Annotated in this window: 24 protein-coding genes; 9 read left to right on the forward strand and 15 right to left on the reverse strand. The window is 65.9% G+C overall.

What is annotated here, in order from left to right; all coding sequences use genetic code 11:
* Position 1: 1 nt before the first annotated feature.
* The 5 genes from NDI85_RS05315 to NDI85_RS05335 all read right to left on the reverse strand — a co-directional run bounded on the left by NDI85_RS05315 (position 2) and on the right by NDI85_RS05335 (position 6,371).
* On the reverse strand, positions 2-823 hold the full coding sequence (locus NDI85_RS05315; protein WP_310915169.1) for an SDR family NAD(P)-dependent oxidoreductase: 822 nt from the start codon (positions 821-823) through the stop codon (positions 2-4).
* A gap of 54 nt (positions 824-877) precedes the next feature.
* On the reverse strand, positions 878-1,690 hold the full coding sequence (locus NDI85_RS05320) for an endonuclease V (protein WP_310915170.1): 813 nt from the start codon (positions 1,688-1,690) through the stop codon (positions 878-880).
* A 1-nt stretch (position 1,691) separates the two neighbouring features.
* Positions 1,692-2,630, reverse strand: a complete 939-nt coding sequence (locus NDI85_RS05325; protein ID WP_188993971.1) for a rhomboid family intramembrane serine protease — start codon at positions 2,628-2,630, stop codon at positions 1,692-1,694.
* A gap of 75 nt (positions 2,631-2,705) precedes the next feature.
* Positions 2,706-3,635 carry a response regulator gene (locus NDI85_RS05330; RefSeq protein WP_310915171.1) on the reverse strand — a complete coding sequence of 310 codons (930 nt, stop codon included), beginning with the start codon at positions 3,633-3,635 and terminating at the stop codon, positions 2,706-2,708.
* Between the two features lie 654 nt (positions 3,636-4,289).
* Positions 4,290-6,371, reverse strand: a complete 2,082-nt coding sequence (locus NDI85_RS05335) for a hypothetical protein (protein WP_310915172.1) — start codon at positions 6,369-6,371, stop codon at positions 4,290-4,292.
* Positions 6,372-6,502: 131 nt separating this feature from the next.
* On the opposite strand from NDI85_RS05335, the gene NDI85_RS05340 reads away from it, so the two are divergent.
* The 3 genes from NDI85_RS05340 to NDI85_RS05350 are packed head-to-tail and all read left to right on the forward strand — an operon-like array spanning position 6,503 to position 9,150.
* On the forward strand, positions 6,503-6,955 hold the full coding sequence (locus NDI85_RS05340) for a DUF5788 family protein (protein ID WP_166972977.1): 453 nt from the start codon (positions 6,503-6,505) through the stop codon (positions 6,953-6,955).
* 1 nt (position 6,956) lies between these two features.
* Complete coding sequence (gene polX / locus NDI85_RS05345; protein WP_188993965.1) at positions 6,957-8,693, forward strand: DNA polymerase/3'-5' exonuclease PolX; 1,737 nt, start codon at positions 6,957-6,959, stop codon at positions 8,691-8,693.
* Positions 8,686-9,150 carry a Mut7-C RNAse domain-containing protein gene (locus NDI85_RS05350; RefSeq protein WP_310915173.1) on the forward strand — a complete coding sequence of 155 codons (465 nt, stop codon included), beginning with the start codon at positions 8,686-8,688 and terminating at the stop codon, positions 9,148-9,150. Before polX ends, NDI85_RS05350 begins: the two co-directional genes overlap by 8 nt.
* Here the strand turns inward: NDI85_RS05350 and NDI85_RS05355 are convergent.
* The 5 genes from NDI85_RS05355 to NDI85_RS05375 all read right to left on the reverse strand — a co-directional run bounded on the left by NDI85_RS05355 (position 9,145) and on the right by NDI85_RS05375 (position 14,382).
* On the reverse strand, positions 9,145-10,008 hold the full coding sequence (locus NDI85_RS05355; protein WP_310915174.1) for a hypothetical protein: 864 nt from the start codon (positions 10,006-10,008) through the stop codon (positions 9,145-9,147). The two genes, NDI85_RS05350 and NDI85_RS05355, sit on opposite strands and share 6 nt — an antisense overlap.
* 67 nt (positions 10,009-10,075) lie before the next feature.
* Entirely contained in the window at positions 10,076-10,939 is an 864-nt protein-coding gene (locus NDI85_RS05360; protein WP_310915175.1) for a hypothetical protein, read from the reverse strand.
* A 38-nt stretch (positions 10,940-10,977) separates the two neighbouring features.
* Positions 10,978-12,117 (reverse strand): ABC transporter permease, encoded by a 1,140-nt coding sequence (locus NDI85_RS05365; RefSeq protein ID WP_188993957.1) that lies wholly within the window; start codon positions 12,115-12,117, stop codon positions 10,978-10,980.
* A complete protein-coding gene (locus tag NDI85_RS05370) occupies positions 12,110-12,811 on the reverse strand; it encodes an ABC transporter ATP-binding protein (RefSeq protein ID WP_188993956.1) in 702 nt (233 codons plus the stop codon). The genes NDI85_RS05365 and NDI85_RS05370 overlap by 8 nt, the downstream gene beginning before the upstream one ends.
* Complete coding sequence (locus NDI85_RS05375; protein WP_310915176.1) at positions 12,808-14,382, reverse strand: hypothetical protein; 1,575 nt, start codon at positions 14,380-14,382, stop codon at positions 12,808-12,810. Before NDI85_RS05375 ends, NDI85_RS05370 begins: the two co-directional genes overlap by 4 nt.
* Positions 14,383-14,479: 97 nt before the next feature.
* Here NDI85_RS05375 and NDI85_RS05380 point away from each other — a divergent pair, with 97 nt between their 5' ends.
* Positions 14,480-14,959, forward strand: coding sequence for a DUF5797 family protein (locus NDI85_RS05380; RefSeq protein WP_166968944.1), 480 nt, complete (start codon positions 14,480-14,482; stop codon positions 14,957-14,959).
* Here NDI85_RS05380 and NDI85_RS05385 read toward each other — a convergent pair whose 3' ends face one another.
* Together NDI85_RS05385 and NDI85_RS05390 are read right to left on the reverse strand one after the other, a co-directional pair.
* Positions 14,960-15,997, reverse strand: coding sequence for a DUF5787 family protein (locus NDI85_RS05385; protein WP_310915177.1), 1,038 nt, complete (start codon positions 15,995-15,997; stop codon positions 14,960-14,962).
* A 93-nt stretch (positions 15,998-16,090) separates the two neighbouring features.
* A complete protein-coding gene (locus NDI85_RS05390) occupies positions 16,091-16,516 on the reverse strand; it encodes a hypothetical protein (protein ID WP_310915178.1) in 426 nt (141 codons plus the stop codon).
* A gap of 329 nt (positions 16,517-16,845) precedes the next feature.
* Here NDI85_RS05390 and NDI85_RS05395 point away from each other — a divergent pair, with 329 nt between their 5' ends.
* The gene (locus tag NDI85_RS05395) at positions 16,846-17,211 is read left to right on the forward strand and encodes a hypothetical protein (RefSeq protein WP_188993948.1); all 366 of its coding nucleotides are present in this window, start codon (positions 16,846-16,848) and stop codon (positions 17,209-17,211) included.
* Between the two features lie 18 nt (positions 17,212-17,229).
* On the opposite strand, the gene NDI85_RS05400 is transcribed toward NDI85_RS05395, so the two are convergent.
* Positions 17,230-17,670, reverse strand: a complete 441-nt coding sequence (locus tag NDI85_RS05400; RefSeq protein WP_188993946.1) for a bis(5'-nucleosyl)-tetraphosphatase — start codon at positions 17,668-17,670, stop codon at positions 17,230-17,232.
* Positions 17,671-17,882: 212 nt separating this feature from the next.
* Between NDI85_RS05400 and NDI85_RS05405 the strand changes: the two genes are divergently transcribed.
* The gene (locus NDI85_RS05405) at positions 17,883-18,215 is read left to right on the forward strand and encodes an uS10/mL48 family ribosomal protein (protein ID WP_310915179.1); all 333 of its coding nucleotides are present in this window, start codon (positions 17,883-17,885) and stop codon (positions 18,213-18,215) included.
* 1 nt (position 18,216) lies between these two features.
* Here NDI85_RS05405 and NDI85_RS05410 read toward each other — a convergent pair whose 3' ends face one another.
* Entirely contained in the window at positions 18,217-19,470 is a 1,254-nt protein-coding gene (locus tag NDI85_RS05410; protein ID WP_310915180.1) for a transposase, read from the reverse strand.
* Positions 19,471-19,623: 153 nt separating this feature from the next.
* Here NDI85_RS05410 and NDI85_RS05415 point away from each other — a divergent pair, with 153 nt between their 5' ends.
* Positions 19,624-20,883 carry an amidohydrolase gene (locus NDI85_RS05415; protein ID WP_310915181.1) on the forward strand — a complete coding sequence of 420 codons (1,260 nt, stop codon included), beginning with the start codon at positions 19,624-19,626 and terminating at the stop codon, positions 20,881-20,883.
* A gap of 40 nt (positions 20,884-20,923) precedes the next feature.
* Here NDI85_RS05415 and NDI85_RS05420 read toward each other — a convergent pair whose 3' ends face one another.
* The gene (locus tag NDI85_RS05420) at positions 20,924-22,297 is read right to left on the reverse strand and encodes a geranylgeranyl reductase family protein (RefSeq protein WP_188993937.1); all 1,374 of its coding nucleotides are present in this window, start codon (positions 22,295-22,297) and stop codon (positions 20,924-20,926) included.
* Between the two features lie 94 nt (positions 22,298-22,391).
* On the opposite strand from NDI85_RS05420, the gene NDI85_RS05425 reads away from it, so the two are divergent.
* Both NDI85_RS05425 and NDI85_RS05430 read left to right on the forward strand, forming a co-directional pair.
* Positions 22,392-22,715 carry a 2Fe-2S iron-sulfur cluster-binding protein gene (locus tag NDI85_RS05425; protein ID WP_188993935.1) on the forward strand — a complete coding sequence of 108 codons (324 nt, stop codon included), beginning with the start codon at positions 22,392-22,394 and terminating at the stop codon, positions 22,713-22,715.
* Between the two features lie 184 nt (positions 22,716-22,899).
* Entirely contained in the window at positions 22,900-23,502 is a 603-nt protein-coding gene (locus NDI85_RS05430; RefSeq protein WP_166968926.1) for a hypothetical protein, read from the forward strand.
* The last annotated feature ends 9 nt before the right edge of the window (positions 23,503-23,511 follow it).

Here is a 23,511-nt window from a genome sequence, read left to right on the forward strand (position 1 = left end):
GTCAGTCGAGTAGCTTTCGGACGACCGAGAGCGCGGCGTCGCGCCACCGAGCGGGGGCGTGCCGTGCGAGCAGGAGGAGTTTCGCACCCTCGCCGACGGGGTAGCGAGGGGCGGGGTCGCTGGCGTTGGCGGCGTCGCGGACGGTCAGCGCGACGGCGCCCGGCGTCACCGAGACGGCGTCCCTGACGCCGGCGAGTCGCGAGTCTTCCCGTGCCTGATAGAGCCAGTCGTACGCCCCGGTCTGTTCGGCGTTCGGTCCCCGTTCTGCCTCGTCCTCGCCCGCGGTCTGAACGGGACCGGGTTCGACGACGACCACGTCCACGTCGAACTCCGCCGCCTCGACGCGGAGCGCGTCGCTCAGACCCTCGACGGCGAACTGGGAGGCCGCGTAGCCACCCTGTCCCGGGAGCGAGAGGCGGCCCGCAACGCTGGAGACGGTGACGACGGTCCCGTTCTCCCGGGCGCGCATGTGTGGCAAGACCTCTCGGACCATCCGGTGGGTGCCGAGCAGGTTGCGGTCGAATTGGGCCTCTAGGTCGGCCGTCGAGACGTCCTCGACAGCGCCGAACTGGGCCGTTCCCGCGGCGTTCACTAGACAGTCGATACGTCCCGCCTCGTCGACCACGTCCTCGACGACGCGTTCACACTCGCGCGCGTTCGTCACGTCGAGTTCGGCCGTCTCACAGCCGTCCTCGGCGAGGGCGGTCAGGTCGGCCTCGTCGGCGGCCGTCGCCCACACGCGCCAGTCGTCGTCCAGAAACGCCTCGGCGGTCGCGCGACCGACGCCGCCGGCCGCACCCGTAATCAGCACCGTCTTGGCCATGGCGGGCCCGACACGCCCCGGACAATTAAGCTCACCCGGTCGCGGTCGGCCGTCTCACACGTCGGTCTTGACCTCGTCGGCGTAGTCATCCGCCAATCGGGTCGGCTCGGGGAGCTTGTAGCCAGCGGCCGTCGCCAACACGAGGTCCGCGGCCGTCTCGGCGCTGACGCGGTGGCCGGGACTGACCAGAAGCGGGTTGACGTACTGCGTCTCTGACTCGTACTGCCGCGTCTGGACGGCGTACCCGATGCAGACCCCGTTTTCGGCCGTCTCCACTTCGTCGTCGGCGTCGATCGGGACTCGCGCGCCTTCGGGGAGTTTGCGGTCCAGCGACTCGCGGGGGGTTCCACAGAGGAGGTTCTTCGCGACGCCGACCGTCGGCACGTCGAGGGTGACGCCGACGTGCGTCGCGAGGCCCGCCTCGCGGTAGTGGATGCGGCCACTCCCGTCGACGAACACGATATCGGGTTCGTGGTCGAGTTCGGCGAACGCCGAGAGGATGGCCCCGCCCTCGCGGAAGGAGAGCAGTCCGGGAACGTACGGAATCTCCGTCGATTCGACGGCGTACACCCGCTCTACGACCTCGCGGCCGCGCAGGACGACGACGGCCGAGACGGCCCGGTCACCGACGAACGCCTGGTCGACGCCCGCGACGAGTGGTCGGTCGGTGTCCGGTTCGTCCACAGACCCGTCGCCGGCCTCGCCGAGGGTCGACTGTCCGACCGGCCCGTCGATGGCGACCGATTCGGGGTCGACAGCGTAGTCGTCTTCGAAGACGGCCGCTCGGGCGATGTCCCGCTGGAGCGTCTCCATCTCGGCCGTCGACAGCGACGGGTCGGGGACGAACTCGGGGCGAACGACGTCCATCTCAGAAGGGGCCGCGTCCACCCGGTCCACCCGGGCCGCCGGGGCCACCACCGCCTCGCCCGAACTGGAGTTGGCTGGGCACGCGCATCTGGCTCTTGAACTTCCGACCGTACCAGAGGCCGATGGCGAGGCCGATGAGGTGGGCGGTGTGGGCGATGTTGCCCCCGAGGAGGCCCACGGACCCGGGTGACAGCGACCCGAGGATGCTGAACAGGACGTAGAACCCGGTGATGGCCCAGATTGGCACCGGAATTAGGAAGTAGAGGTACACGCGGAGTCCGGGGTTGAGGACCGTGAGGAACGCCAAAATGGCCAGTGCGGCCCCGCTCGCACCGAGGACGCCGTAGGCGCCGGTCCCCTGCACGGCCTGTAGGGCAATCTGGCCGAGGCCCGCGAGCATCCCCGAGACGAGGAAGAACACCGTGAACCGCTTCGACCCCAACTGCTGTTCGACGATGCGGCCGAAGAAGTAGATGATGATGCCGTTCCCGAGGATGTGGTAGAACCCGCGCGGAGAGTGTGCGAAGACGGAGGTGACCCACGTCCAGACGTACTCCGGGTTATTCGGATGGAGGACGAACAGCGTCTGAAACAGTTGCTGGCTCCCGAGTACCCGGAGGACGACGATCTCGAGGAGGAAGGTGATGGCCATCACCGCGAGGAACACGTAGGTCATGTTCCCGCGGAAGTACGCCATCGGTCCACCGGGACCGGTGTCGAACCCGAGTCGGCCCGTCAGTCCGCCCGACTGCGACGACCCGCCGCTGTCGACGCTGTCGTCGAACCCGCTGTCGAACACGCCTTGCGGGTCGTTCCAGTTGTCCAGTCCCGCACAGTTGTGGGACTCGGGCAACCGGTGTTCGGCACAGAAGGTCCCCCCGCAGTGCCCGCACTGGTAGGGCATGTTTTCTTGCTTACCACAGACGTCACACTCCGACATTGTCGGCTCTTCGGGTGGGCCGTCCAAAGGGGTTGTGCTTGTGCGAGACCGCGACAAAAGCGAGCGTCCGAGGCCCTAGTCCTCGCTCTCCGGGTAGTCGTCTGTCGCCCGGAGGATGCCGATCCACGCCGGCGCGTCGTCGTAGTCGATAGCGCCACCAGAGACTTCGACGGTCACCCGTTCGCCGTCGGCGCAGATACCGGTGAACGTCGACTCGAGCGCCTGAACCCCGTAGTTCTCGGACTGGACGTCCTCGAAGAAGGAACTGTCGTCGGCGGCAGTGATACGCGCGGGCGACGCACCGACGAGTTCGCTCTGCGTGTAGCCGAACGTCTTGGCCAGTTTCCGGTTCACGTAGACGAACTCGTGGTTCTGAACGATGCAAACGCCGGCGATCTCCTGTTCGACGAGGCGCTGATACCACGACAGCGCGTTCCAGAACTGCTGTTCGGTCCGACGTTTCTCGACGGCGTTCTCGACGCGGTTTGCGAGGACTTCGTACTGGTCCGTTCCGGTCCCCTTCTGCATATAGTCGGTGACACCGGCCTGAATCGCCTCACTCGCTATCTCCTCGCTGCCGTGCCCGGTAAAGAGGATAAACGGAAGGTCGGGATACTGCTCACGGACGATTTCGAGGAGTTCCAGCCCGTCGGTGTTGGGCATCTGGTAGTCGCTGACGACGCAGTCGATGTTCTCCTCGCGCAGGCGGTCGAGCGCGGCCACGGCGCTCGTCTCGCTGACAACGCAGAACTCGTCGTTTACCCGTTCGAGGAACGTCTCTATCAGGTCGCCTATCTGCGGGTTGTCGTCGACGTGCAGAACGCGAATCTGCTGGTCCGTCTCGACCTTCGCCAGCGGAATCGGCACCTCTGACTGCATCTCCTCGGCGGAGTCAGACGACTCCGTTCGGATGAGCGGGGCGTTCCGGTTCGAAGCGCGATGGCTCCCGCGAAGGACGTCGCGTGACAGTTCGATCGTGCCGCCTGCGGTCCCGTCAGTCGTCATGCGCCACCCGTCGACAGCCCGTTTTCGCTCTCAGTACGCCACAGCCCGTCGCTCTCGAAACCTCGATTGCGAGCCAGTCCGGCCCCGCAGTGGGTTGAAATCGGCGACTGCAAGCGGGTGGCGTTCGTATGCTCGTAGTTTGCCATCTGTGCGTAGCTCTACACGACTATCTAGTGGCCGGTCACAAAACAATACTGATAGTGCTGGTAGTGACCTATTACCAATAGTCGATAGCTAGCAAGACACTACGACCGCCAGCCGGGACGGGAGTGACCGTCAGATCCCGACCGGTAGGGTAGAATATCGCCCCTGACGGCCCTAACCGTAGGATACGGCGATTCTACCCATGATTTCGACTTAATATAAGTTTATATATGTCTGAACACTTCAGAAATTTTTAATATAAACTGCGCTGATTGTTTTGCTGTATCATGTCCGATACCACGATGCGAGACTACCTCGCAGAACACCCACGCATGGCTGGCGCACTGTTTACGATTCTCCTCCTGCTTACGCAGGCCGGGAGCGCGGCGGCAGGAAATACTGTTGCGATAAGTGGTCCTTAATCAGGTCCCAGCTGATAGTGAATTGGGCAGTCCCGAAATTTACAAATTCAGCTAGTCGTCAGTAGGGCTCATTTAGTAAGACGATGAGCTACAATTGGCTAGTCAATTTCTCTGACATACTCCAATAGAGGTCCCCCTCATAGCGAACAGGCATGTTTTCCAAGTGCAGGAACCTAAACAGGTCTTCACGGTCGGTAATAAACGACGCCGTCAACCCAGAGGTTAAGCAATATGGTTTATTTTCGTTTATAAGCGCCGCAAACAGCGTTCCAATCCCACGTTCATCGGTAGCATAAGTTCTCATTTCCAAGACATATTCATCACCGTTCTTTTCGAGGTTGATTAAGTTTGGAACACCTCCTTCAACCTGCGTCACCGTGATCCCGCCGTCGCCGACGACGATGTACTGACCGCCGAGGATACTCTCTTCGCGGGCGATTGTGAGCGCGGCCCTGAGCGGGAATCCGCTGTTGAGTAAGCGGGCGACGGACTCGCCGATACGGACGGCGCCGTCGTTGAGCACCTCGTTGAGCGTGACGATGCCGCCGATAGCGCCCTTTTCGACGAGCGTCAGGCCCTGATGGTAGGAGTTGCAGGCGTTGAGGAGGAAGGTGTCGACGCCGACGTCGTCCAGTGTCGCGGCGTCGAGCGTGCCGTCCTCGCAGGTGAACCCCTCGCGCTCGATGTGGCCGATGTAGTGGAAGAAGTCGGCGTCGGTCGTGAGGACCGTCGCGAGTTCGTCGGTCGTCAGGTTCTCGTGGACGGTTATCTCGAACGGCAGGTCCGAGCGGTTGCCGTACACTTCGTCGGCAACCTGGCGTTCCTCGGCCATCCGGGCGTCGTTCTGGACCACCCTGATGGTGATGTCGCCCTCGGTCGTCTCGCGGTCCAGTCTGTTCTGGAACGCCTCGGGGACGAGTTTCGTCGCGCCAATAGGGACGCCGTCGCCGATCCACGCCTGTTCGAGCGTGTCGTCAGACTGCGGTTCGACGTAGTCCAACCGGCCGTGGTCCGCCTCGGCGTCGGCGCTCGCAGACCGCGTGAAATCGGTCGATCGGGTGAGCGTCTGGTCGACGCCGGCGGGTGTACTGGTGCCCGTCCGCTGGGTCGTCTGATGGGTCCGGACGATGGCGAGGTCGTCGACGACGAACGGCAACTGCGGGGCGGTGGTCGCGGCGGGGTCGACGTGCGTCGTTAACCGCCACTCGGGGACGTGGTCCTCGATGATTTCGTAGGGCACGTCGAGGTAAGCGGCGAGTTGGGCAGTCAGCGGTCGGTCATACAGCGCCGCGAAGTCGAGGTCGAGGTACGGTTCCACGGCGCGGCGCTCGTGGAGGTCTATCTGGTAGAGCCCCTCGGTCCGGGTCAGGCAGTCGAGGAAGAACAGTCGCTTCAGCGTCCGTTCGACCTCGTGTTCGTAGCCCCTCGGACCCGACAACGAGTACTCGAAGCCGTCGTCGGTCCACAGGCGCGGCGCCGGCCCGGGGTCGACCGACGCGCCGAGATAGTACGCGAGGGGGGCGGCGACGTAGACAGACCCGAGGTCCGGTGGGAGTTCGAGGTGGACGCCCGTGTCGGGACGCTCGATAGACGACGGCACGTCGAGGCTGTCGCCGAGTTCGAGCGCCGGCGGGTGGCCCCGAAGCGTGGGATACGAGCGCTCGGGGTCGGTCGTCTTCAGCGCCGACCCGAACGTCTCGACTGCAGCCATCATGTCCACGGGGTCCCCGGTGGTCGTGACCGTCGCCGCGGGCCGTTCGTGGCGCGAGCGGGCACCGACCCGTACCTCGGTCGGGTCGCCGAAGTCGATGCGTGTCTGTTCCATGTCGACGCTGACATCGAAGCCGGTGTCGGCCCGGAGATAGGTCTTGATGCGCGTACAGAGATCGACACTGTACGCGCCGTCGGGAACCGTCTCGGCTTCGAACTGCTTGACCTCTGCGACCATCTGGCCCGCCGTGTCACGGACGTAAACCGGAACGACGGTCGGGAGGACGATGCTGCTCGTGTGAATGCTGACCGCCGACCCGACGGGGAAACGGAAGCTGTCGGTCGAAACCGGCGTCGGCGAGACGGGCGAGGAGGTGTACAGTCGGTAGCGCTGACGCTCGACCGGGTCGATTATCTCGACCCCGGGCTTGTCCGCTGTCGTCTCGAACGTTAGGGACATCTTACTGTGAGCCACCGAACTGTCGACGTTCGTTACGTACTGATATAGGAATAGAGAGAACGAAAAAGATACCGACGCGGTCACTGCCCCGAACGAAGCGGGTAAGACCCCGTGGGTCGAAAGGAATGGTAGTGCAAGAGTTCGAGCGCAAACAGCTGTTAGAGCGCATCGAACGGGATGGTGCAACCGTCGGTATGGCGATCCCCGACGAGATCACCGTCCAGGGGGAAGCGATAGACCTGCAGTCGTTCGTCTTCGAGATAAAGCGCCGGGACACGATACCGCGCGGCGAGCGCGAGCGGGTCGACCGGGCGAAGAAGAACCTCCGACGCGAGCGTATCGAGCGCAAGGACCTGATAGAGGACGGAGAGATAAGCTACGAGCGCGGTGAGGAACTCGCCGAGGCTATCATCGGCATCGACCGCGCGCTGAACGCACTCGAACAACTCGGTCCAGCGGACCTCGAAGCGGAGGCGAAGGCCCAGGAGACCGCCGACACCAAGCGCTGGATGAAGTTCCTGCGGAAGGCGCTGGGCCACGAGGACGCAGATTCCGGCACGGGCCGTGCCGGTCGAGGGAGATAACATGAGTCGGAACGACGAAATCGCGACACGGCTGGAGGAGTTCGCCGACCTGCTGGAGGCGACAGGCGTCGAGTACAAACCGCGTGCCTACCGGCGCGCCGCCGAGAACATCCGGGAGCACCCGGCGGCCATCGAGGACCTCACAGCGGAGGGAAAAGACGCCGTCGGCGAGATAGAGGGGGTCGGCGACGCCATCTCCTCGAAGGTCGTCGAGTACTTCGAGACGGGCGAAATCGAGGAGCTAGCGGAACTCCGCGCGGAACTCCCGGTCGACATGGCGGCGCTGACCGCCGTCGAGGGCGTCGGCCCGAAGACGGTCGGCACGCTATACGAGGAACTCGGGATCACGACGCTGGAGGAACTCGAAGCGGCCGCCGAGGCGGGCGAGATTCAGGACGTGAAGGGCTTTGGCGCGAAGACCGAGCAGAACATCCTCGACAACATCGACTTCGCGCGGACGGCCCACGAGCGGACCCTGCTGGGCGAGGCCCGACCCTACGGCGAGCGCGTCGAGTCGTTCATGCGCGACGTCGAGCACGTCGAGAAGTGTGCGCTCTGTGGGTCGCTTCGCCGCTGGAAGCCGACCATCGGCGACGTGGACGTACTGGTCGGGAGCGCGGCGGACGAGGCCGTCGTCGAGGCGTTCACCGACTGGCCCGACGTGGACCGCGTCATCGAGGCCGGCGAGACGAAAGCCAGCGTGATGGCCGGCGGGGTCCGGGTCGACCTGCGCGTGGTCGTCCCCGAGGAGTTCGGGGCGGCCCTCCAGTACTTCACGGGCAGCAAGGACCACAACGTCGCGGTCCGCAACCGCGCCATCGAACGGGACCTGAAGGTCAACGAGTACGGGGTCTTCGACGTCTCTGACGTGGAGGACGACGACCAACGTGCAGGGGAGCGCATCGCCGGCGAGACGGAGGAAGGCGTCTACGAGGCGCTGGACATGGACTGGATGCCGCCGGAGATGCGCGAGAACCGCGGGGAGGTCGAAGCCGCGGCGAACCGCGAACTGCCGGACTTGCTCGTCGAGGCCGACGTTCGCGGCGACCTGCACACCCACACGGAGTGGTCCGACGGCCGCAACACCGTCGCGGAGATGGTCGAGGGCGCCGCCGCGTTCGGTCACGACTACATCGCTATCTCGGACCACGCGACGGGGCCGGGGATGGTCGGCGGCGTCGGCGTCTCGGACGAGGAGTTGCGCGAGCAACTGGCCGAGGTGGAGGCCGTCGCGGCGGACGCCGACATCGACGTGTTCACCGGTGTCGAAGCCAACATCGCCGAGGACGGCAGTATCTCGGTTGCCGACGACCTGCTGGCCGAGCTAGACGTCGTAGTCGCCTCGCCACACGCGGCGTTAGACGGCGACGGCACCGACCGACTGGTCGCGGCCGCCGAACACCCGGAAGTGAACGTCATCGGGCACCCGACCGGGCGATACCTGAACCGACGCGCAGGGCTGGACGTCGACGTCGAGCGACTGGCCGAGGTGGCCGCCGACAACGGGACCGCACTGGAGATAAACGCCAGTCCTGCCCGTCTGGACCTCAGCGGGAGCGCCGTCAAGCAGGCCATCGAGGCCGGCGCGACCATCGTCATCGACACCGACGCCCACAGCCCCGGGAACTTCGAACAGATACGCTACGGCGTCCACACGGCCCGTCGCGGGTGGGCCGAGGCCGGAGACGTCCTGAACACGCGGGATTCAGCGGGCGTCCGGGAGTTCCTCGATGAGTGACGCCGACCGACGGGACCCCCTCTTGCTCGATGCGATGCTGGGCAAGCTGTCGTCCTATCTCCGGATGTGCGGGTACGACGCCGCCTACGCGCTGGACCGCGGGGCGGAGGCCGACGAGGACGTCCTCGCGCTCGCCCGGACCGAGGGCCGTCGGCTGGTCACGCGAGACGAAGGGCTGGCCCGGCAGATGGACGACGCGCTGTTGCTCACGCGACGCGACGTCGAGGACCAGCTCCGGGAGCTGTCGGGGGTCGGGTTCGACCTCGACCTCTCGGACGAACCGGTCCACTGTGGCACCTGCAACGCCCCGGTCGAACGCGTCGACCGAACCGAACCGACGCCGGACTACGCCCCGGACCCCGCCGAGGAAGGCGTCTGGCGGTGTCGGAACTGCGGGCAGCACTTCTGGCGAGGGAGTCACTGGGACGACGTCGCCGACACCCTCGCGGAGCTATAACCGTCGGAACTCGACGTCGTAGCGCAGCGACTCGCCGACGGTTTCGAGCAGGGCGGTCACGCGTTCGTAGTCGGCCGGCGACGGGTCCAGCCGTTCGGGCGGCGTCTCTCGAATCCGCTCGACTGCGGCCCAGACCACCCGCCCGAGCGACGACGATGCCGCCGACCGCGGCGTCTCCCACTCCAGATGGACGCACCCAGTCGCCGAGTCCGCCACGGCGGCCTCCAGTTTCCAGTACGGGAAGAACATCGTGTCGCGTTCGGGGTGCGTGCTTCTGAGGCCGGTGCCGGTGAGCAACGCTCGCGCCTCGTCGACAGCGGGGACTCGAATCGGCGGCGACGGCGCCAGCCCCGCAGCGGGAATGGCATCGAGGACCGCTTCGAGCGCCGTCCGGAACGACGCTGGCGGGTCCGCGACGGCCCGCGTCGTCTGCTGCCGTGGCACCGAGTAGTACCGCCAGTCGTCGCCGTCGACTGCGGCGAGTTCGGTGACGCCCGTCGTTCGCCACCCACTCTCTGTCGGTCGAGGGCTGTCTTCGGGCCGCTTCGACAGGTCTCCGACAGAGAGGGCACGAAACAGCGTCTCGGCGTCGTCGGACGTGGCGCGGAACGCAGTCAGGTCGGTGTCGAGGGCGCCGGACCCGGTCTCCAGCGACCGCAGCGCCGCCAGCGTCTCCGGGACGTGTTCGTCAAGCACCGCCTCGTCGACGGCGACGTGGACGGTGTGGCCGCGGTCGAGACAGGTGGCCAATACGGCGTGTTCGGCACGGACCCACGCGGCCGCGGGCACGCAAGCGGCGGCACCGTTCCAGAGGATGGCGTGGCTCGCCGCTTCCGGTGAGGGCTCGGGGACCAGCACGACCGTCACTCGTACGGCCACGCACATAATTCCGGATCAATTCGAGCGCAAGCCACGCGTCGGGGCGTCACCCGCGCACGCGGGCCGCGACACCCGCCTGTCGGCGGACCTCGAAGTCCTGACAGAGACGGTCGGCGACGAGTTCGTAGGCCGTCGCCGCCGCCTCCAGTACGGCGTCGTCGGGTGGGTGGAGGAATCGGGGCGGCGACTCCTTCCGACGGTCGAGGAGTCGGCCGACAACCCGACCGAGCGACGAGGACGCGCCGTCACGCCGCGTCGGCCACGTGAGGACGAGTTCGCAGGCTGCCGGGTCGACGACGACGCCCTGCAACGTGTCGTGGGGGTACCACTGGGTCTCTCCGTCGGCCCGGACGAGCCACAGTTCCTCGGCGGTGAGTTCGACGCGGATGTCGGCGACGGTCCACGTAGCCAGCGTCCCGTACGGGAACAACCCGGTACAGGGCACGTCGGCGATAGTCGACCGAATCGCGGCCTTCAGGTCGGGGCTGGGGTCGTCGAGGACCCGGACCGCCTCCTTGTTCGGAACCGAATAGTACCGCCACGCGTCGCCGTCGACGGCCGCGATGCGGTCGATTCCCCGGACCCGCCAGAGCGAGGGACGCTCGCCGCGCCCGATACCGAGCGCGTTCAGCATCCGGGTCCGGTCGTCCGGCGTCGCCCTGACGACTGGACAGCCCGTCTGGAACACCGGTTCGTCGACGGACGCCAGCCCGCCGAGGGCGTCCGCCACCGCGGGCGCGTGGACGCGGAGCAGGGCGAGGTCGAGCGCGAGTTCGACGTCGAGGCCCGCGTCGAGACAGGCTCCGAGCGTGGCGTTCTCCGCGCGGACCCACGCGTCGTCGGGCGCGACGTCGCGGTTGGTAACCAACTGATGTGAGGGGGTCGGTGACCGAGTGGCGGACGGCTGCACGGGCCGAAGTGGACAGCCGTTCGACAAAAGCGCCCCGGTCAGCCGCGGAGCGCCTCGACCGGCGGTTCCCACGCGGCGCGGTAGGCGGGGTAGAGGCCGCCGACGAGGGCGACGAGGACGCCGAAGGCGAATGCGCCGAGGGGGACGAGAGCGTTCCCGGGCAGGAGGACGGCCCACAGCGGCAGTTCCGTCTGCGTGGCCGTGACGACGACGGCCACGACGCCCAGTACCGCACCGACGGCCCCGCCGACGACGCCCAGCAGCGTCGCCTCGACGAGCAGGGTCCGCAACACCTGCTTGCGGTGGATGCCCACGGCCCGGAGGACGCCTATCTCGCCCCGGCGCTCGGAGACGGTCATCAGCATCACGTTGAAGATGCTGACGCCCGCGACGACGAGCGAAACGCCCGCGACGGCCAGCAGGAAGCCGTTCAGCAGGTCGAAGAACTCCGCGATGCGGTCCAGCACGCTCGTCAGCGAGAAGACGCTGACACGCTCCTGTCTGGCGTTCAAGCGCCGGTCCACCTCGTCGGCGACCGCGCGGGCGTCGGCGGCCGAGTCCGCCCGGACGACCACCTGCGAGTACCCCGACGTGGCGAACTCGTCCGGCGGGAGGACGACGGCCGAATCGGGCTGGAGCGGCGAGATGCTCTGGACCTCCGGCAGGACGCTGACGACGCGGTACTCGTTCCCTTCGACGGTGATGGTGCTGCCCGGCCGCAGCGAGAGGTCCTCGGCGACGTCGGCACCGACGATAGCGCCCTGCCGGTGGAACGCCGGGACGATACCGCTCCCGTTCCCGAACAGCGCCTGCGGGCTGTCGGTGCCGTACACCTGCGCGACGGTTCGACCGCCGCTCGCTCGCACCGTCCCGCCCGTCGTCTTCAGCGGGACGACGGTCCCCCGGCCGTCGGCGGCCCGCTGGACGGCCGCGAGGTCGCGGGCGTCCAGTGACTCCGCGTCGCTTCCCTCCGCCGGGCTGACGATGACCTGATCGCCGAGGCCCCCCAGTTCCTCAGTTGCGGCGACGCTCAGGGCGTTGCCAAGTAGCCCGAGCGTGACGACGGCGAACACGCCGATGACGATACCGAGCGCCGCCAACCCCGCTCGGAGCCGCTGTCGTGAGAGGTTCCGCGTCGCCAGCGACAGCGCCGGGAACCGACGCCCGTTCTCAGCCATCCTGAATCACCCCGTCGACGAGTTCGACGGTCCGGTCGGCGTAGTCGGTCACGAGGTCGTCGTGCGTGACGGCGACGACGCCAACGTCTTCCTCGTCGGTGATGCGGCGAATCTCCTCTAAGATGCTCGTTCCCGTCTCGCGGTCCAGGTTCCCCGTCGGTTCGTCGGCAAGCAACACGTCCGGTTCGTTGACGAGGGCCCGCGCGATGGCGACGCGCTGTTTCTGGCCGCCGGACAACTCGTCGGGCGTGTGGTCCAGTCGGTCGCCGAGGCCCACCCGTTCGAGTAAGTCCCGCGCCCGGTCGGTGGCGTCGCCGGGGAGGAACGCCGTCGGGAGCCTGACGTTCTCCAGCGCCGTCAGCGTCGGCAGGAGGTGAAAGTCCTGAAAGACGAAGCCCAGCGACTCCCGTCGGGCGTCGGTGCGCTGTTTCTCGGTCAACCCGACGGTGGGTTGCCCGCGGAGTTCGACGCGGCCGCTCGTGGGTTCGTCCAGCAGGCCGAGGATGTTGAGCATCGTACTCTTGCCGCTGCCACTGGGGCCGATGACCGCCACCATCTCACCGTACGCGACGGCGAAGTCGACGTGTGAGAGCGCGACCACCTCGCCGCCGGCGCCGCTGTCGTAGCGCTTGCTCACGTCGACGAGGCGGAGCGGCGGCGCGAGTTCGACCGGACTGGTCTGGACTGTCCTCATCGGTCACGGGCGCGGCGGGCGAACAGCGTCACGGCGACGGTGACGACCAGTCCGACAGTCACCGCCAGCGCGATACCGAGCGACTGCTGATCGCTGCCCCTGTTCGTGCCGTCCTCGGCCGGGAGCGGTACCTCGGTGGTGTCGCTGACTCGCTCGCCGTCGACGGTGTAGTCGACCCTGACGGTCACCGACGTGGCGTTCTCGGTGTCGGCCTGCGCGGTGAGTTCGAACGGCGCGAACTCGCTACTGGCGACACTGCCGACGAAGTAGTTGCGCTGTGGGTACGCCGGTTCGACGTACCGAGTTGGCTGGACGGCGACGACGGCGCTCGTGACCTCGCCGTCCCCGACATTGGCGAGGTTGCCGTCGACGCGGACGCGGCCGTCGTCATCGACGGAGACGTCGAGGCCGGTGACGGCCGCCGCGCCGCGCTTTGCGGCGTAGTCGTAGCCGACGGCGCTCTCGGTCCGCCCGGTTGGCGCGTCGTAGTGGGCGACGAACCGCACCCCGTCGGTGGTGCGCACGCCCGTGAGGTCGACCGTCACCGTCGTCGACTCGCCCGGCGCGAGTTCGTCGGTGAGCGCGAACCTGCCGACCGAAGAGAGGACGGTACCGTCGGGCGTCTCGCCGGTGAGGACGACGTTCTCGACGGCCGCGTTCCCGAAGTTCGTCACGGTCACGTCGGCCCGCGACTCGCTCGTCGAGTCGTCGCCGGACTGTGGCTGGAGCGCCCCGCCACCGCCGCCACCGCCGAGGATGCCGGTCAGGCCACCGGGGACTTGCTGTGTGTCGTCACCCTGTGCACGCTGTGCGCGGACGCCGACGTCGGTGGACAGCGGCGCGACGGCCACTGTCTTCGAGAACGTCGAGGAACTCTCGACGCCGTTGGGCGTGACGAACGTCGTCGTCACTTCGAGGGGACGCTCGCCCGGTTCGGGGGCCCTGACCGAGAGGTTCACCGTCTGTGATGCCCCGGCGGCCAACGTCGGGACCGTTCGGCGGGTCCGCTCGCCCGTCGCCGGGTCGGTCACCCGGAGTTCGATGCCGCGGAGCGGTGCCGTCGTCGGGTTCGAGACGACGGCGGTCACGGGCGTGTCGGCGCGGGCGACGAGGCCGTCCGTCCGGAGTTCGACCTGTGGCTGGCCGCGTTCGACGCCGACGGTCAGCGGCCGGGTCGCACGCACCGTGTCGCCGTCTTCGTCCGACCCGACGGCCACGAGTCGCAGGTCGTACGATCGGGGCCGGTTCACGGTGAACGTCACCGGGACGGTGAGCGTCTCGCCGGGCGAGAGGCGCCCGAGGGCCGTCGCGTTCCCGAGTGTCACGTCCTCGCCGATGTCCGGCGAGCGGACGACGCGAACGCTGTCCAGTGCGAGCGACGTGTTGCTACCGCCGGAGAGCCGAACGGTCGTCTCGGCAGTAATCGGTGCTCCAGCGGTCGGCGTCGCCGGCGTGACCGTCGTGTCGGTGAGGGTCAGGCGGGCGTCGGCGCCGGCGGCCGGCCCGACAGTCGCCAGTGGTCCGACGACGAGGACGACCAGTACGGCGACGAGGAAACGGGAACGCACCATCTACGGCCCTAAGGGGCCGAGCGTGCAAATATCCCTCGCCGGCCGTGGCCGCGCGACTCCAGAACGCTTGTAACCACCGTGGCGCTACACTCGGGCAATGACCCTCTCGGAGGCGGCCCGCGAGCGACTCGCCGACATCGTCGCCAACCAGCCGACGAAGAACGGCGAACTACAGGACCTGTGGGGCATGGACAGCGGCAGCGAGGTCCACCAGTACCTCGAATCCGAACTGAAAGAGTACTACTACCGTAACGAGGACAGCCTCATCTGTGCGACGCCGGAGGCGACGGAGTTGATAGACGGCGAAGGATCCGACCGCGTCCAGACGATGCGGGTCACGCCGTTACAGCAGGCCATCGTCGACGTCATCGCCGGCCCCGACGAGGAGAGCCAGAGCGTCGTCTCGGTACTGCACGCGCTCCGCGAGGCCGGCGAGGACCCCGAGGTGGACGACGTTCGCTCGGCGCTCCGCGGACTCACAGACAAGGGCCTCGTCGAGACGGTCCAGAAGACGGTTCCCACCTTCCGATTGGCTATCGACCGCGACGACGTCGACGTCGAGGTCACCGACGCGTAGCTACTCCTCCGGTAAGCCGGGCCGCGTCCGGCGACGACGGCGGTCCAGCAATCGCTTGATACCCTTCCCGGGGCCGCCGTCGATGGGCCACCCCTTCGCTCGCCACGCGGGCGGTTCCGGTTCGTACTCGGGACACGAGCCACGGCACTCGCTCTGGGTCGGAACGCGGGCTTTCGCCGCACAGGACGGCACGAGACCCGTCTCGTCGGCCCGCAGTTCGAAGTGCCGACAGTCCGGCCGCATCGTCGACGCGTAGGCCCGCCAGCCCCGCTCGTAGGCTCGCTCGGCTATCGCTCTTCGCTTCTCTGCTTTCCACTGGGGGTCGGCGTACTCGAAACGGGCGGCGCTGGCGTCGTCGGTCGGCCGCTCGATGATTCTGGTTCCCGGTGCGTCCGTGTCGAGGGACCGTGGCTCCCACACCGTCTCTGCGGTCCCCGTCGTCGGATCGACGGTCAGCACGCCGGCTGCGGCGGGGAGGTCCGCGAGCAGTATCGGTTCGACGCGCTCGCCCGTCTCGGCCGTCGCGACCCACACCTCGTCGGCCAGTCCCAGCGCCACGTCACGCTCTATCTGTCCCGCGAGGTCACGGGCCGCGCTCGCAGTCAGGTCCGGTTTGTTCTCGATGGCGACGACCCGGCGCACCCAGTCGGGGTACGCGTACCGGCGGCGAACCTCGATGCGGTTGCCCCGCTTGCGCGTCTCGATAGCGTCGCGGTCGGCGGCCGTGTGGATCGCGTCGCGGACGTACCGCCACGGATAGCCGGGGTCGGGCAGGGCGTCGCGGTAGAACGTCCACTCCGCTGGCGCGTGTTCGAGGACGTACAGGAGGTCCGAGTCGAAGGCGTCGGGGCCGAACGCCGCCCGCCTGCGGAGGCCATCGGGGTCACATTCGAGGACCACCGTGTCCCAGCGGCGGTACTTCGTCCCGAGTTGGCGGGCGACGACGACGGCCGAGTCCGCTCGCCGTGGTGTCCACTCGCGTTCGGCCCACTGACAGACACACAGTTCGAAGGCGAACTCGGAGGCGACTTCAGGCACACCGCACGTTGGACGCGCGGGACTAAAAGATGCAGTCGAACGGGTGCAAGAACGGCGCGGCGCGTGCCACCGGACACACCCCAATCTGTCACCTCACTGGTTCAAGACGCCGCCGAGTGCCCCACCGATAGTGTACCCGATCGGCGACATGAAGATGAGGCCGATGAGGTTCGAGAGGGCACCGAGGCCCGCAAGCATCGCCATCCCGCCGGCAGCATCGCCGGTCCCGCTGCTCGCACCGAGGATGCCACCGAGGACGAACGACCCCGGAATGTAGATGACGTTGAACGCGACGGCGGCGATCATGCCGGTCACGAGTGCGAACTTGATCGCCGTTTTGGTGTCCTCGATGTTGGTGAATACCGCAACGACGGCGGCCCCGAGGAGAATCTCCTTGAACAGCGGGACGATGCGAACGAGGCCGATGATCGGTACGAACCCAACGACGAGCAAGACGACGAAAATTGCTACCGTCGATTTCTTGAATTCAGACCGTCGAATCCAAATATCATAGTCCATTCGACGGTATTCCAACATGGTATATAAAACCACGGCCACGATAACCCATCGCAGGAAGGCGTAGTAGCTACCCGCCGAATACGGCGGTCTGTGTGGGCGGCCGGGCGTTGGTGACCCGTGCCCAAAACAGGCGCTCTTCGTTGGGGTTCTCTGTCGACCCGGTAGTGGTGGGCGGTGTTCGGTTCCCACTCCCACATTTTTATACTAAGCTGAAAAACGGCTAGTTGTTCTGCTATGAGCAGCCAAACTAACGACGCAGTGATCGATCACCGTACTTCTGCGGCACCGCACGAGTCCAACACGGTTGTGTGCCCGGACGGTGAGCAACGATGAGTCAGGGCGGTACGTTCGACCAGTACACGACGATACAGTGGGTCGCAGCCTTCATCGTCGGGATCTTGACGTTCCCCATCGGACTCCTGATTCCGATTTACTTCTACATCAAGACGAACAACGGCACCGCGAGTGAACAGGGCGCGTGGGAAGCGTGGGCCGTCATCCTCGTCGGTATCATCGGTATCGCCGCCGTCGAACTCGGCGGCGAGACAGGGGCGAAAATTGCGCTCTCGCTCCTGCTGGTGATTCCACTACTCATCATCATCGCGGCGGTCCTCGGAAGCTTCGTGCTGGGTGTGGGAAGCAGCACACAGGCGACACTCCTGCTCACGACCGCCCCGGTAGCGCTACCGGCTTAACGCGCCGCCGTCGACGTTTTACTCTTCGTTCTCTTCGTCCTCGAACTTCTCGTCGAGGAAGTCGTGTGCGTCTTCAAGTATCTCGCGCGGGCCGTCCTGCGTGACGGTGTTTACGGCCTGCTCGTAGTCGCGCCACTGCAGGTCCCGATGTTCGGTCGATAGCTCTGCCGATGCTTCGAACGACCGTGCGACGAACAGGTGGACCGTCTTGTGGATGGTGTTGCCGTTCGCCTCGAACACGTAGTCGTAATCTTTGCGGAAACCGTCCAAGAGCCGGAAATCGCCGATTCCGGCCTCCTCTTTCACTTCGCGTATGGCGGTCTGCTGGAGTTCCTCGTCGCCCTCGACGCCGCCCTTGGGGAATTCCCAATCACCGGGGCGGCTCTTGAGCAGGAGGTACTCCCGCCGGCCACGCGTATCGCGAAAGAGGATGGCTCCCGCGCTCGTGGCCTCTATCATTGCACGAATTTACATCGTCAGTACTTAAGAGAATATCGGAGGCGAGACCGCCACCGGCTGCGAAGCCGAAACGCCAGTTTTCAGCTCGGAGCGCCCGGGAGAAAACGGTTTAGCCGCCGCCCAGTAGTGTAATTTGGGCTACGCTTCCGCCGAAGACCCGGCGCGTGAAACGGAGGGCCTTTTACACCTCGCCGGTGAGAGTCAGGCCAGAGATGCCCTTCGTCACGACCCTAACGCTCACGAGTGGGGACCGCCACCGTCTCGACGACGTCGTGGCGGACATCAAGGAACGCGCCGAACGGAAAGGCGTCGAACTGAAGGGGCCACACCCGAAGTCACCGGACGAACTCCGGGTCCCACAGTCGAAGACGCTGGGGCCCGACGGCGGCCGCTTTGACCCGTGGAACCACACCGTCTACACCCGGACTATCGAGATCGTCGGGTACGAGACGTTCGCCCGGTCGGTGACCGAAGAGGCGTTTCCCGACGGGGTCCACGTCGACGTCGGCGTGGAGCAACGCACCCAACTCGGGAGCGGGTCTTGAGCTACCCACCGCTAAAGCGGTGGGATTCAGCGTGGACTCCCGTTCTGGCCTCAGTTGAGGCAGGAGAATAGCCTCCGTTCACGTTCAGCGTCCCGCTGTTCAAGCGCACGCCCAACGGTGCGCCTCCGTCGCCTCCAGTTTGGTTGCGACGGAGATACCGTAACCCGATGTTCTTCGCGGCGTTGTAGTCCGCGTGATTCTCGTATCCACACTTCAGACACTCGAATTCTTCACCGTCACGGTTGTCTGGATGGGTGAAGCCACAGTGCGAGCACCGCCGCGACGTGTTCTCGGGGTCAACCTGCTCCACGGTGATGCCGTGTTCTTCGGCTTTGTACTCGACGTACTCGTAGAGACGGTTGAATGCCCACTTGTGCCCCCACGACGCGCCAGTGCGCTCGCGGATGTCAGTCAAGTCCTCGAACGCGATGACCGAACACCCCTTCTCGCGGGCCTCCGCGACGAGTTCGTTGCTGATGCGGTGGAGCGTCAACTTGAATCGACCCTCTTCTTTTCGACCGACGGACTGGATGTTTTGGTGCGCCCACCGCGTCCCACAGTGTTGAAGCGACCCACGGCGTTTTTCGTACCCTCGTCGCCAGTGGTTGAACTCGTTGCCTGTCCAGAACGTGCCTGTACTGGTGACAGCGAGGTTGTTCACGCCGAGGTCGACCCCGAGAACCGTTCCGTTCTCGGTGGCTGCCTGTGCCGACGTTTCAGGCTCCACTTCCATCTTGCAGTGGATGTGAAGCATCCAATCACCGTCACGATAGTGCAGTTCCGCACCCGTAGTTTCGTACTGGTCGGAGAATAGATATTCGGAGTGCGGTGTGTCACTGTCCTCGTCAGGGAGGATGTAGTCGGCTTCGATACGACCGTCAGTGGTGGCGAGGGATACGTAATCCTCGTGGAACGTCGCTGTGCGTTTGTCGTAGACGACGTGTGGGCTAGTGAATGTGGGTTTCGAGGCTTTCTTCCCGTTCTTCCAGCGGGCGACGACGCTTTTGCAGGCTTCAGCGGCTTTGTTCCGGGCGGCTTGGACGAGTCCACCGTTGAAGTCGTCCGTGGCGTCTCGCACGTCGTCGTAGGTTTCGTCGTCCAGCGTGGTTTTGCTGGTGGTGACGTATTCGCCGTTGAAAGCGTGGTCTACGACGTATTGTGCCGACCAGAGGAACGTGTCTACGGTGTCTTCGAGGAGTGCGGCGTCGTCGCTGTCCACGTCGAGCGCAACGGGGACGGTGCGCCGCACTTCCATATTTCATATGTAGACTTGTGGATACTTATTGGTTGAGAGTCAGCCTGCTATCGTTTGTGGGTTGTTGCACGGAGCTTACGGATTCATCCCACGGCTAAAGTCGCGGGTTTTCTCCTGTATGCCTTATAAGTCCCTCCGGGGCCTTTGGTCCCCATGGACGACCGTAGATTCGACCGGCTAGTCACGCTGCGGCGTGACCTCCACCGACGCCCCGAACCCGCGTGGCGTGAGTTCTACACCACCAGTCGCATCGTCGACGAACTCGAACGCATCGGCGTCGACGATCTGCGCCTCGGACCGGAGATCCTCGACGCCGACGCCCGGATGGCGGTTCCCGACGAGGACGAAATCGCCGAGTGGCACGAACGCGCCCGCGAGGCGGGCGCCCGCGAGGACGTCCTCGAACGGACGGCGGGCGGGTTCACCGGCGCGCTGGCGACGCTCGAACGCGGCGACGGGCCGACCGTTGCCTTGCGCGTCGACATCGACGGCCTCCCCATCACCGAGTCCGACGCGACCACTCACGTCCCGGCAGACGGTGGCTTCCGCTCGGGTAACGAGGGGTACATGCACGCCTGCGGGCACGACGCCCACGCCGCCTTCGGCGTCGGCGTCCTCGAAGCCGTCGCCGAGAGCGAGTTCGAGGGGACGTTCCACGTCCTCTTTCAACCGGCGGAGGAAGTCATCGGCGGCGGGAGAGCCGTCGCCGAGAGCGGGGTACTGGACGACGTGGACCGACTGTTGGCCGTCCACGTCGGCCTCGACCACCCGACCGGCGAAGTCGTCGCGGGCGTCTCGGGGTTCCTCGCCGTCCGGCAGTTCGAGGTGACGTTTACCGGGGAGTCCGCTCACGCGGGCGCGAGCCCCGCAGGCGGTCGGGACGCGGTACAGGCCCTCGCGACGGCGGTCCAGAACATGCACGCTATCCGTCGGCACAGCGACGGCGCGACGCGAGTCAACACCGGTGTCGTCGAGGGCGGCACCGCGACGAACATCGTCCCCGAGAGCGCTCGCATCGAGGGCGAAGTCAGGGGTGAGACCACGCACCTGAAAGAGTACATGAGTGACAGGGCCGACACCGTCGTCGAAAACGCCGCCGCGATGCACGACTGCGAGTCGCGTATCACGACCACTGCGGAGGCGCCCAGCGCCGAGAGCGACGACGAACTGGCCGACGTCGTGGCCGCCGGCGTCGCGGGTGTCGACTCGATTCTCCAGCGTGACGACCTCGGCGGGAGCGAGGACGCCACGTACCTCATGAACCGCGTGCAGGAGCGCGGGGGTCTCGCCAGTTACGTCGGCATCGGCACCGACCACCCCGGCGGCCACCACACGCCGACCTTCGACGTGGACGAGCGGTCACTGGCCATCGGTGTGGAGGTCCTCGCGGGTGCTGTCGGCCACTGTTGGTGACCTGCCCTGTGCGTCGGAAAGCGCGACGAAGAGAACGGGCTCAATACTTCGGCTCTGCGCCGGTGGTCTCGTAGATGTCGTCCATGATGGCGTCGCGTTCGCGTTTCCACGCCGCGAACCCGCTGGGGTCGTCGGGGTAGTCCTCGTAGTGAGACAGCAGGCGGTCTGCGAGGCTCTTCGTCCGGTAGAGGTCGTAGATCAGCCCCCAGTGGCCGAAGCTCTCGATAGCCGTCTTCAGTTTCAGGCCGAGGCCGACGTTCGTCGACCCGGAGTACAGCGCCTCGGCGAGGTTGGTCGCGGGCAGGGACGCCAGTAGCCCCATCAGGTCGTCGACCTCCTGTGCCGTCACGAAGATGTTGTACACGTCGAGTGCGGCGTACCGCGCTCCGAAGTGGTCCATCACGTTGACGTTGTACTCCCAGAGAACCGACTCGTCGTCGGTGCGGTCGTCCTCGATAGCCTCGATGGCCTGCTCTGCGGCGTACTGCCCGGCGTAGGCCGCCCCGGCGATGCCGCCGCCGGTCGTGGGATTGACGTGCGCGGCGGCGTCGCCGACGGCCATGTAGCCCGGTGCGACCGCCGAGTCGTAGGGCCTGCGGGTCGGGAGCGCGGCCCCGAGTTTGTCCTTGACTTTCGCGCCCTCGAACTCCGCTCGGTTCTCGAGGTCGGCCTTCAGGTCGTCGACGAGTTCCATCGGTTCCTCGTTCATCTGGAAGCCGAGACCGACGTTTATCTCGGTGTCCGTACGCGGGAAGTACCAGAGGTAACCCGCCGCACGGTCGGTCGGTTTGAACACCAGCGCGTCGTCCCACACGACCGGGTCCTCGACTTCGACCACCTCGCGATAGGCCGAGCAGAACTGCGAGTAGCGGACGTTCGTATCGAACGTGGCGTCCTCGAAGTCCGCCTTGTCCTGTAGGAGCGAAAGCGCCCCCGCTCCGTCGATGACGATGTCAGCCTCGTAGGTGACCGGGTCGCCCTTCCGGATGGCTTCGAAACCGGTGACCTCGCCGGTGTCGTCCTGCAGGACGTCCTGGACGACGGTGTCGTAGTGGAACTCGGCGCCCGCCTCGTTGGCCCCCCCGATGAGACAGCGACCGTACTCCCAGCGGTCGATGACGGCTAGCTCGCCGGGGACCGGAATCTCCAGCACCGTGTCCTCCTGTGGAATCTCGAACCGGCCGTGGTCGACGCCCGTGTTCGTGAAGGCGGATTCGAGTTGGGACTTCGGGATGGCCTCGGGGAAGTCACTCGCCCCTTTCAGCGCGTCCCCGCAGGCGATGTGGCCCGCTTCCTCGGCGTCCTTCCGTTCGACGACGACGACGTCGTAGCCCGCGTCAGCGACTGTCGCGGCGGCATAACAGCCCGACGTCCCCGCCCCGACGACGGCTACGTCGTACTGATGAGTGGTCATGCACCCTCGTCCTAACCGGAGAGAGAAAATCGTTCCGACTGTCGCCGTGGTGGTGGGGATAAAGAGTTTTGGCGGACGCCCGAAAAGCCGGAGTATGACCGAGTACACCGTGGAGTTCGTGGGGACGGGCGAGGAGATTACCGTCTCCGAGAAGGAGACCATCCTCTCACGCTGTATCGAGGAGGGGATCGCACAGGAGTACTCCTGTCGCGTCGGGATGTGTCTCGCGTGTTCTGCCAAAATCGTCGAGGGCGAGGTGACACAACCGGCCGCGCGTGGCCTCACTGAGCAGGAACGGGGGAACTACGCCCTGACCTGCATGGCACGACCGGCCTCCGACCTCCGACTGGACCGGGGAAAGTATCCGCCCAGCATCGAGGCCGACGCGACCGGCGACACCGCAGCGGCCGACGACTGAGTGCTGGCCGTTCGTCGCCCCGACCGTTCTAATGTGCTACCAAGGCCCACGAGCGGCATTCACACGCACACATACGTCTGCCACACCCAGAATGAAGGGCAGGTCATATAAGCACGTGGGTCCTACATACAGGTGACACCAGCGTCAGCGGACGGCCGTCGACGATTGACACACGCTCCCAACCATGACCAGCCGCGTATACAGACTTCATTCGACGCTCGAACTGCCACTGGAAGACGCCTACGACTTCTTCGAGGATCCCAATCTTCCACCTGAAATCGCTGACGTAGAGATCACCCGTCGGAACAACACGCTCATCGTGAGTGCCGTCGCGAAAGACGACACCATGAGCAAGTACACACCGACGGCCCAGCTCAAAGCCAGCGTGACAGAGAACCGGGTCTACGAGGAGGACCCGGACGAGATGGGGCCGCCCGGCGCCGCCAGCACCGGTTCGACCGGTGGCGGCCCACAGTGGGGCACACTCGAAGAGGAGGAAGAAGAGATAGAGTCGGAACTCGTCGAGTACGCCTGTTTCAAGGGCGACCGCGAGACGGTCCTGCAGAACACTGCGCTCCAGTACGCGATGTTCGAAGTCCTCTGTGAGGTCGCGAAAGTCGCCGAAAAGGGGACGCTGACCGCCATCGCCGCGGTAGACGAGGAACTAGAAGCCATCCGCATCGTCGACGGCGAAGAGCATCCCGCTTCCATCAACGTCGTGGAAGACCCGACCGACGAGGACGAGGAAGACGGGGTCAACTGGCGCGACAACGAGTTCATCAGCTAATTCTCCGGC

The organism is Haloarcula sp. S1AR25-4, assembly GCF_031624555.1.
Taxonomy (GTDB): Archaea; Halobacteriota; Halobacteria; order Halobacteriales; family Haloarculaceae; genus Haloarcula; species Haloarcula pellucida.

Coding starts and splice junctions, on each gene's coding strand:
- NDI85_RS05395 (WP_188993948.1), top strand. CDS start 16,846: ATGAGTCAGGGCGGTACGTTCGACCAGTACACGACGATACAGTGGGTC.
- NDI85_RS05380 (WP_166968944.1), top strand. CDS start 14,480: ATGACCCTCTCGGAGGCGGCCCGCGAGCGACTCGCCGACATCGTCGCC.
- NDI85_RS05390 (WP_310915178.1), bottom strand. CDS start 16,516: ATGGACTATGATATTTGGATTCGACGGTCTGAATTCAAGAAATCGACG.
- NDI85_RS05410 (WP_310915180.1), bottom strand. CDS start 19,470: ATGGAAGTGCGGCGCACCGTCCCCGTTGCGCTCGACGTGGACAGCGAC.
- NDI85_RS05420 (WP_188993937.1), bottom strand. CDS start 22,297: ATGACCACTCATCAGTACGACGTAGCCGTCGTCGGGGCGGGGACGTCG.
- NDI85_RS05425 (WP_188993935.1), top strand. CDS start 22,392: ATGACCGAGTACACCGTGGAGTTCGTGGGGACGGGCGAGGAGATTACC.
- NDI85_RS05430 (WP_166968926.1), top strand. CDS start 22,900: ATGACCAGCCGCGTATACAGACTTCATTCGACGCTCGAACTGCCACTG.
- NDI85_RS05415 (WP_310915181.1), top strand. CDS start 19,624: ATGGACGACCGTAGATTCGACCGGCTAGTCACGCTGCGGCGTGACCTC.
- NDI85_RS05330 (WP_310915171.1), bottom strand. CDS start 3,635: ATGACGACTGACGGGACCGCAGGCGGCACGATCGAACTGTCACGCGAC.
- NDI85_RS05370 (WP_188993956.1), bottom strand. CDS start 12,811: ATGAGGACAGTCCAGACCAGTCCGGTCGAACTCGCGCCGCCGCTCCGC.
- NDI85_RS05405 (WP_310915179.1), top strand. CDS start 17,883: ATGCCCTTCGTCACGACCCTAACGCTCACGAGTGGGGACCGCCACCGT.
- NDI85_RS05335 (WP_310915172.1), bottom strand. CDS start 6,371: ATGTCCCTAACGTTCGAGACGACAGCGGACAAGCCCGGGGTCGAGATA.
- NDI85_RS05375 (WP_310915176.1), bottom strand. CDS start 14,382: ATGGTGCGTTCCCGTTTCCTCGTCGCCGTACTGGTCGTCCTCGTCGTC.
- NDI85_RS05325 (WP_188993971.1), bottom strand. CDS start 2,630: ATGTCGGAGTGTGACGTCTGTGGTAAGCAAGAAAACATGCCCTACCAG.
- NDI85_RS05320 (WP_310915170.1), bottom strand. CDS start 1,690: ATGGACGTCGTTCGCCCCGAGTTCGTCCCCGACCCGTCGCTGTCGACG.
- polX (WP_188993965.1), top strand. CDS start 6,957: ATGAGTCGGAACGACGAAATCGCGACACGGCTGGAGGAGTTCGCCGAC.
- NDI85_RS05400 (WP_188993946.1), bottom strand. CDS start 17,670: ATGATAGAGGCCACGAGCGCGGGAGCCATCCTCTTTCGCGATACGCGT.
- NDI85_RS05315 (WP_310915169.1), bottom strand. CDS start 823: ATGGCCAAGACGGTGCTGATTACGGGTGCGGCCGGCGGCGTCGGTCGC.
- NDI85_RS05350 (WP_310915173.1), top strand. CDS start 8,686: ATGAGTGACGCCGACCGACGGGACCCCCTCTTGCTCGATGCGATGCTG.
- NDI85_RS05365 (WP_188993957.1), bottom strand. CDS start 12,117: ATGGCTGAGAACGGGCGTCGGTTCCCGGCGCTGTCGCTGGCGACGCGG.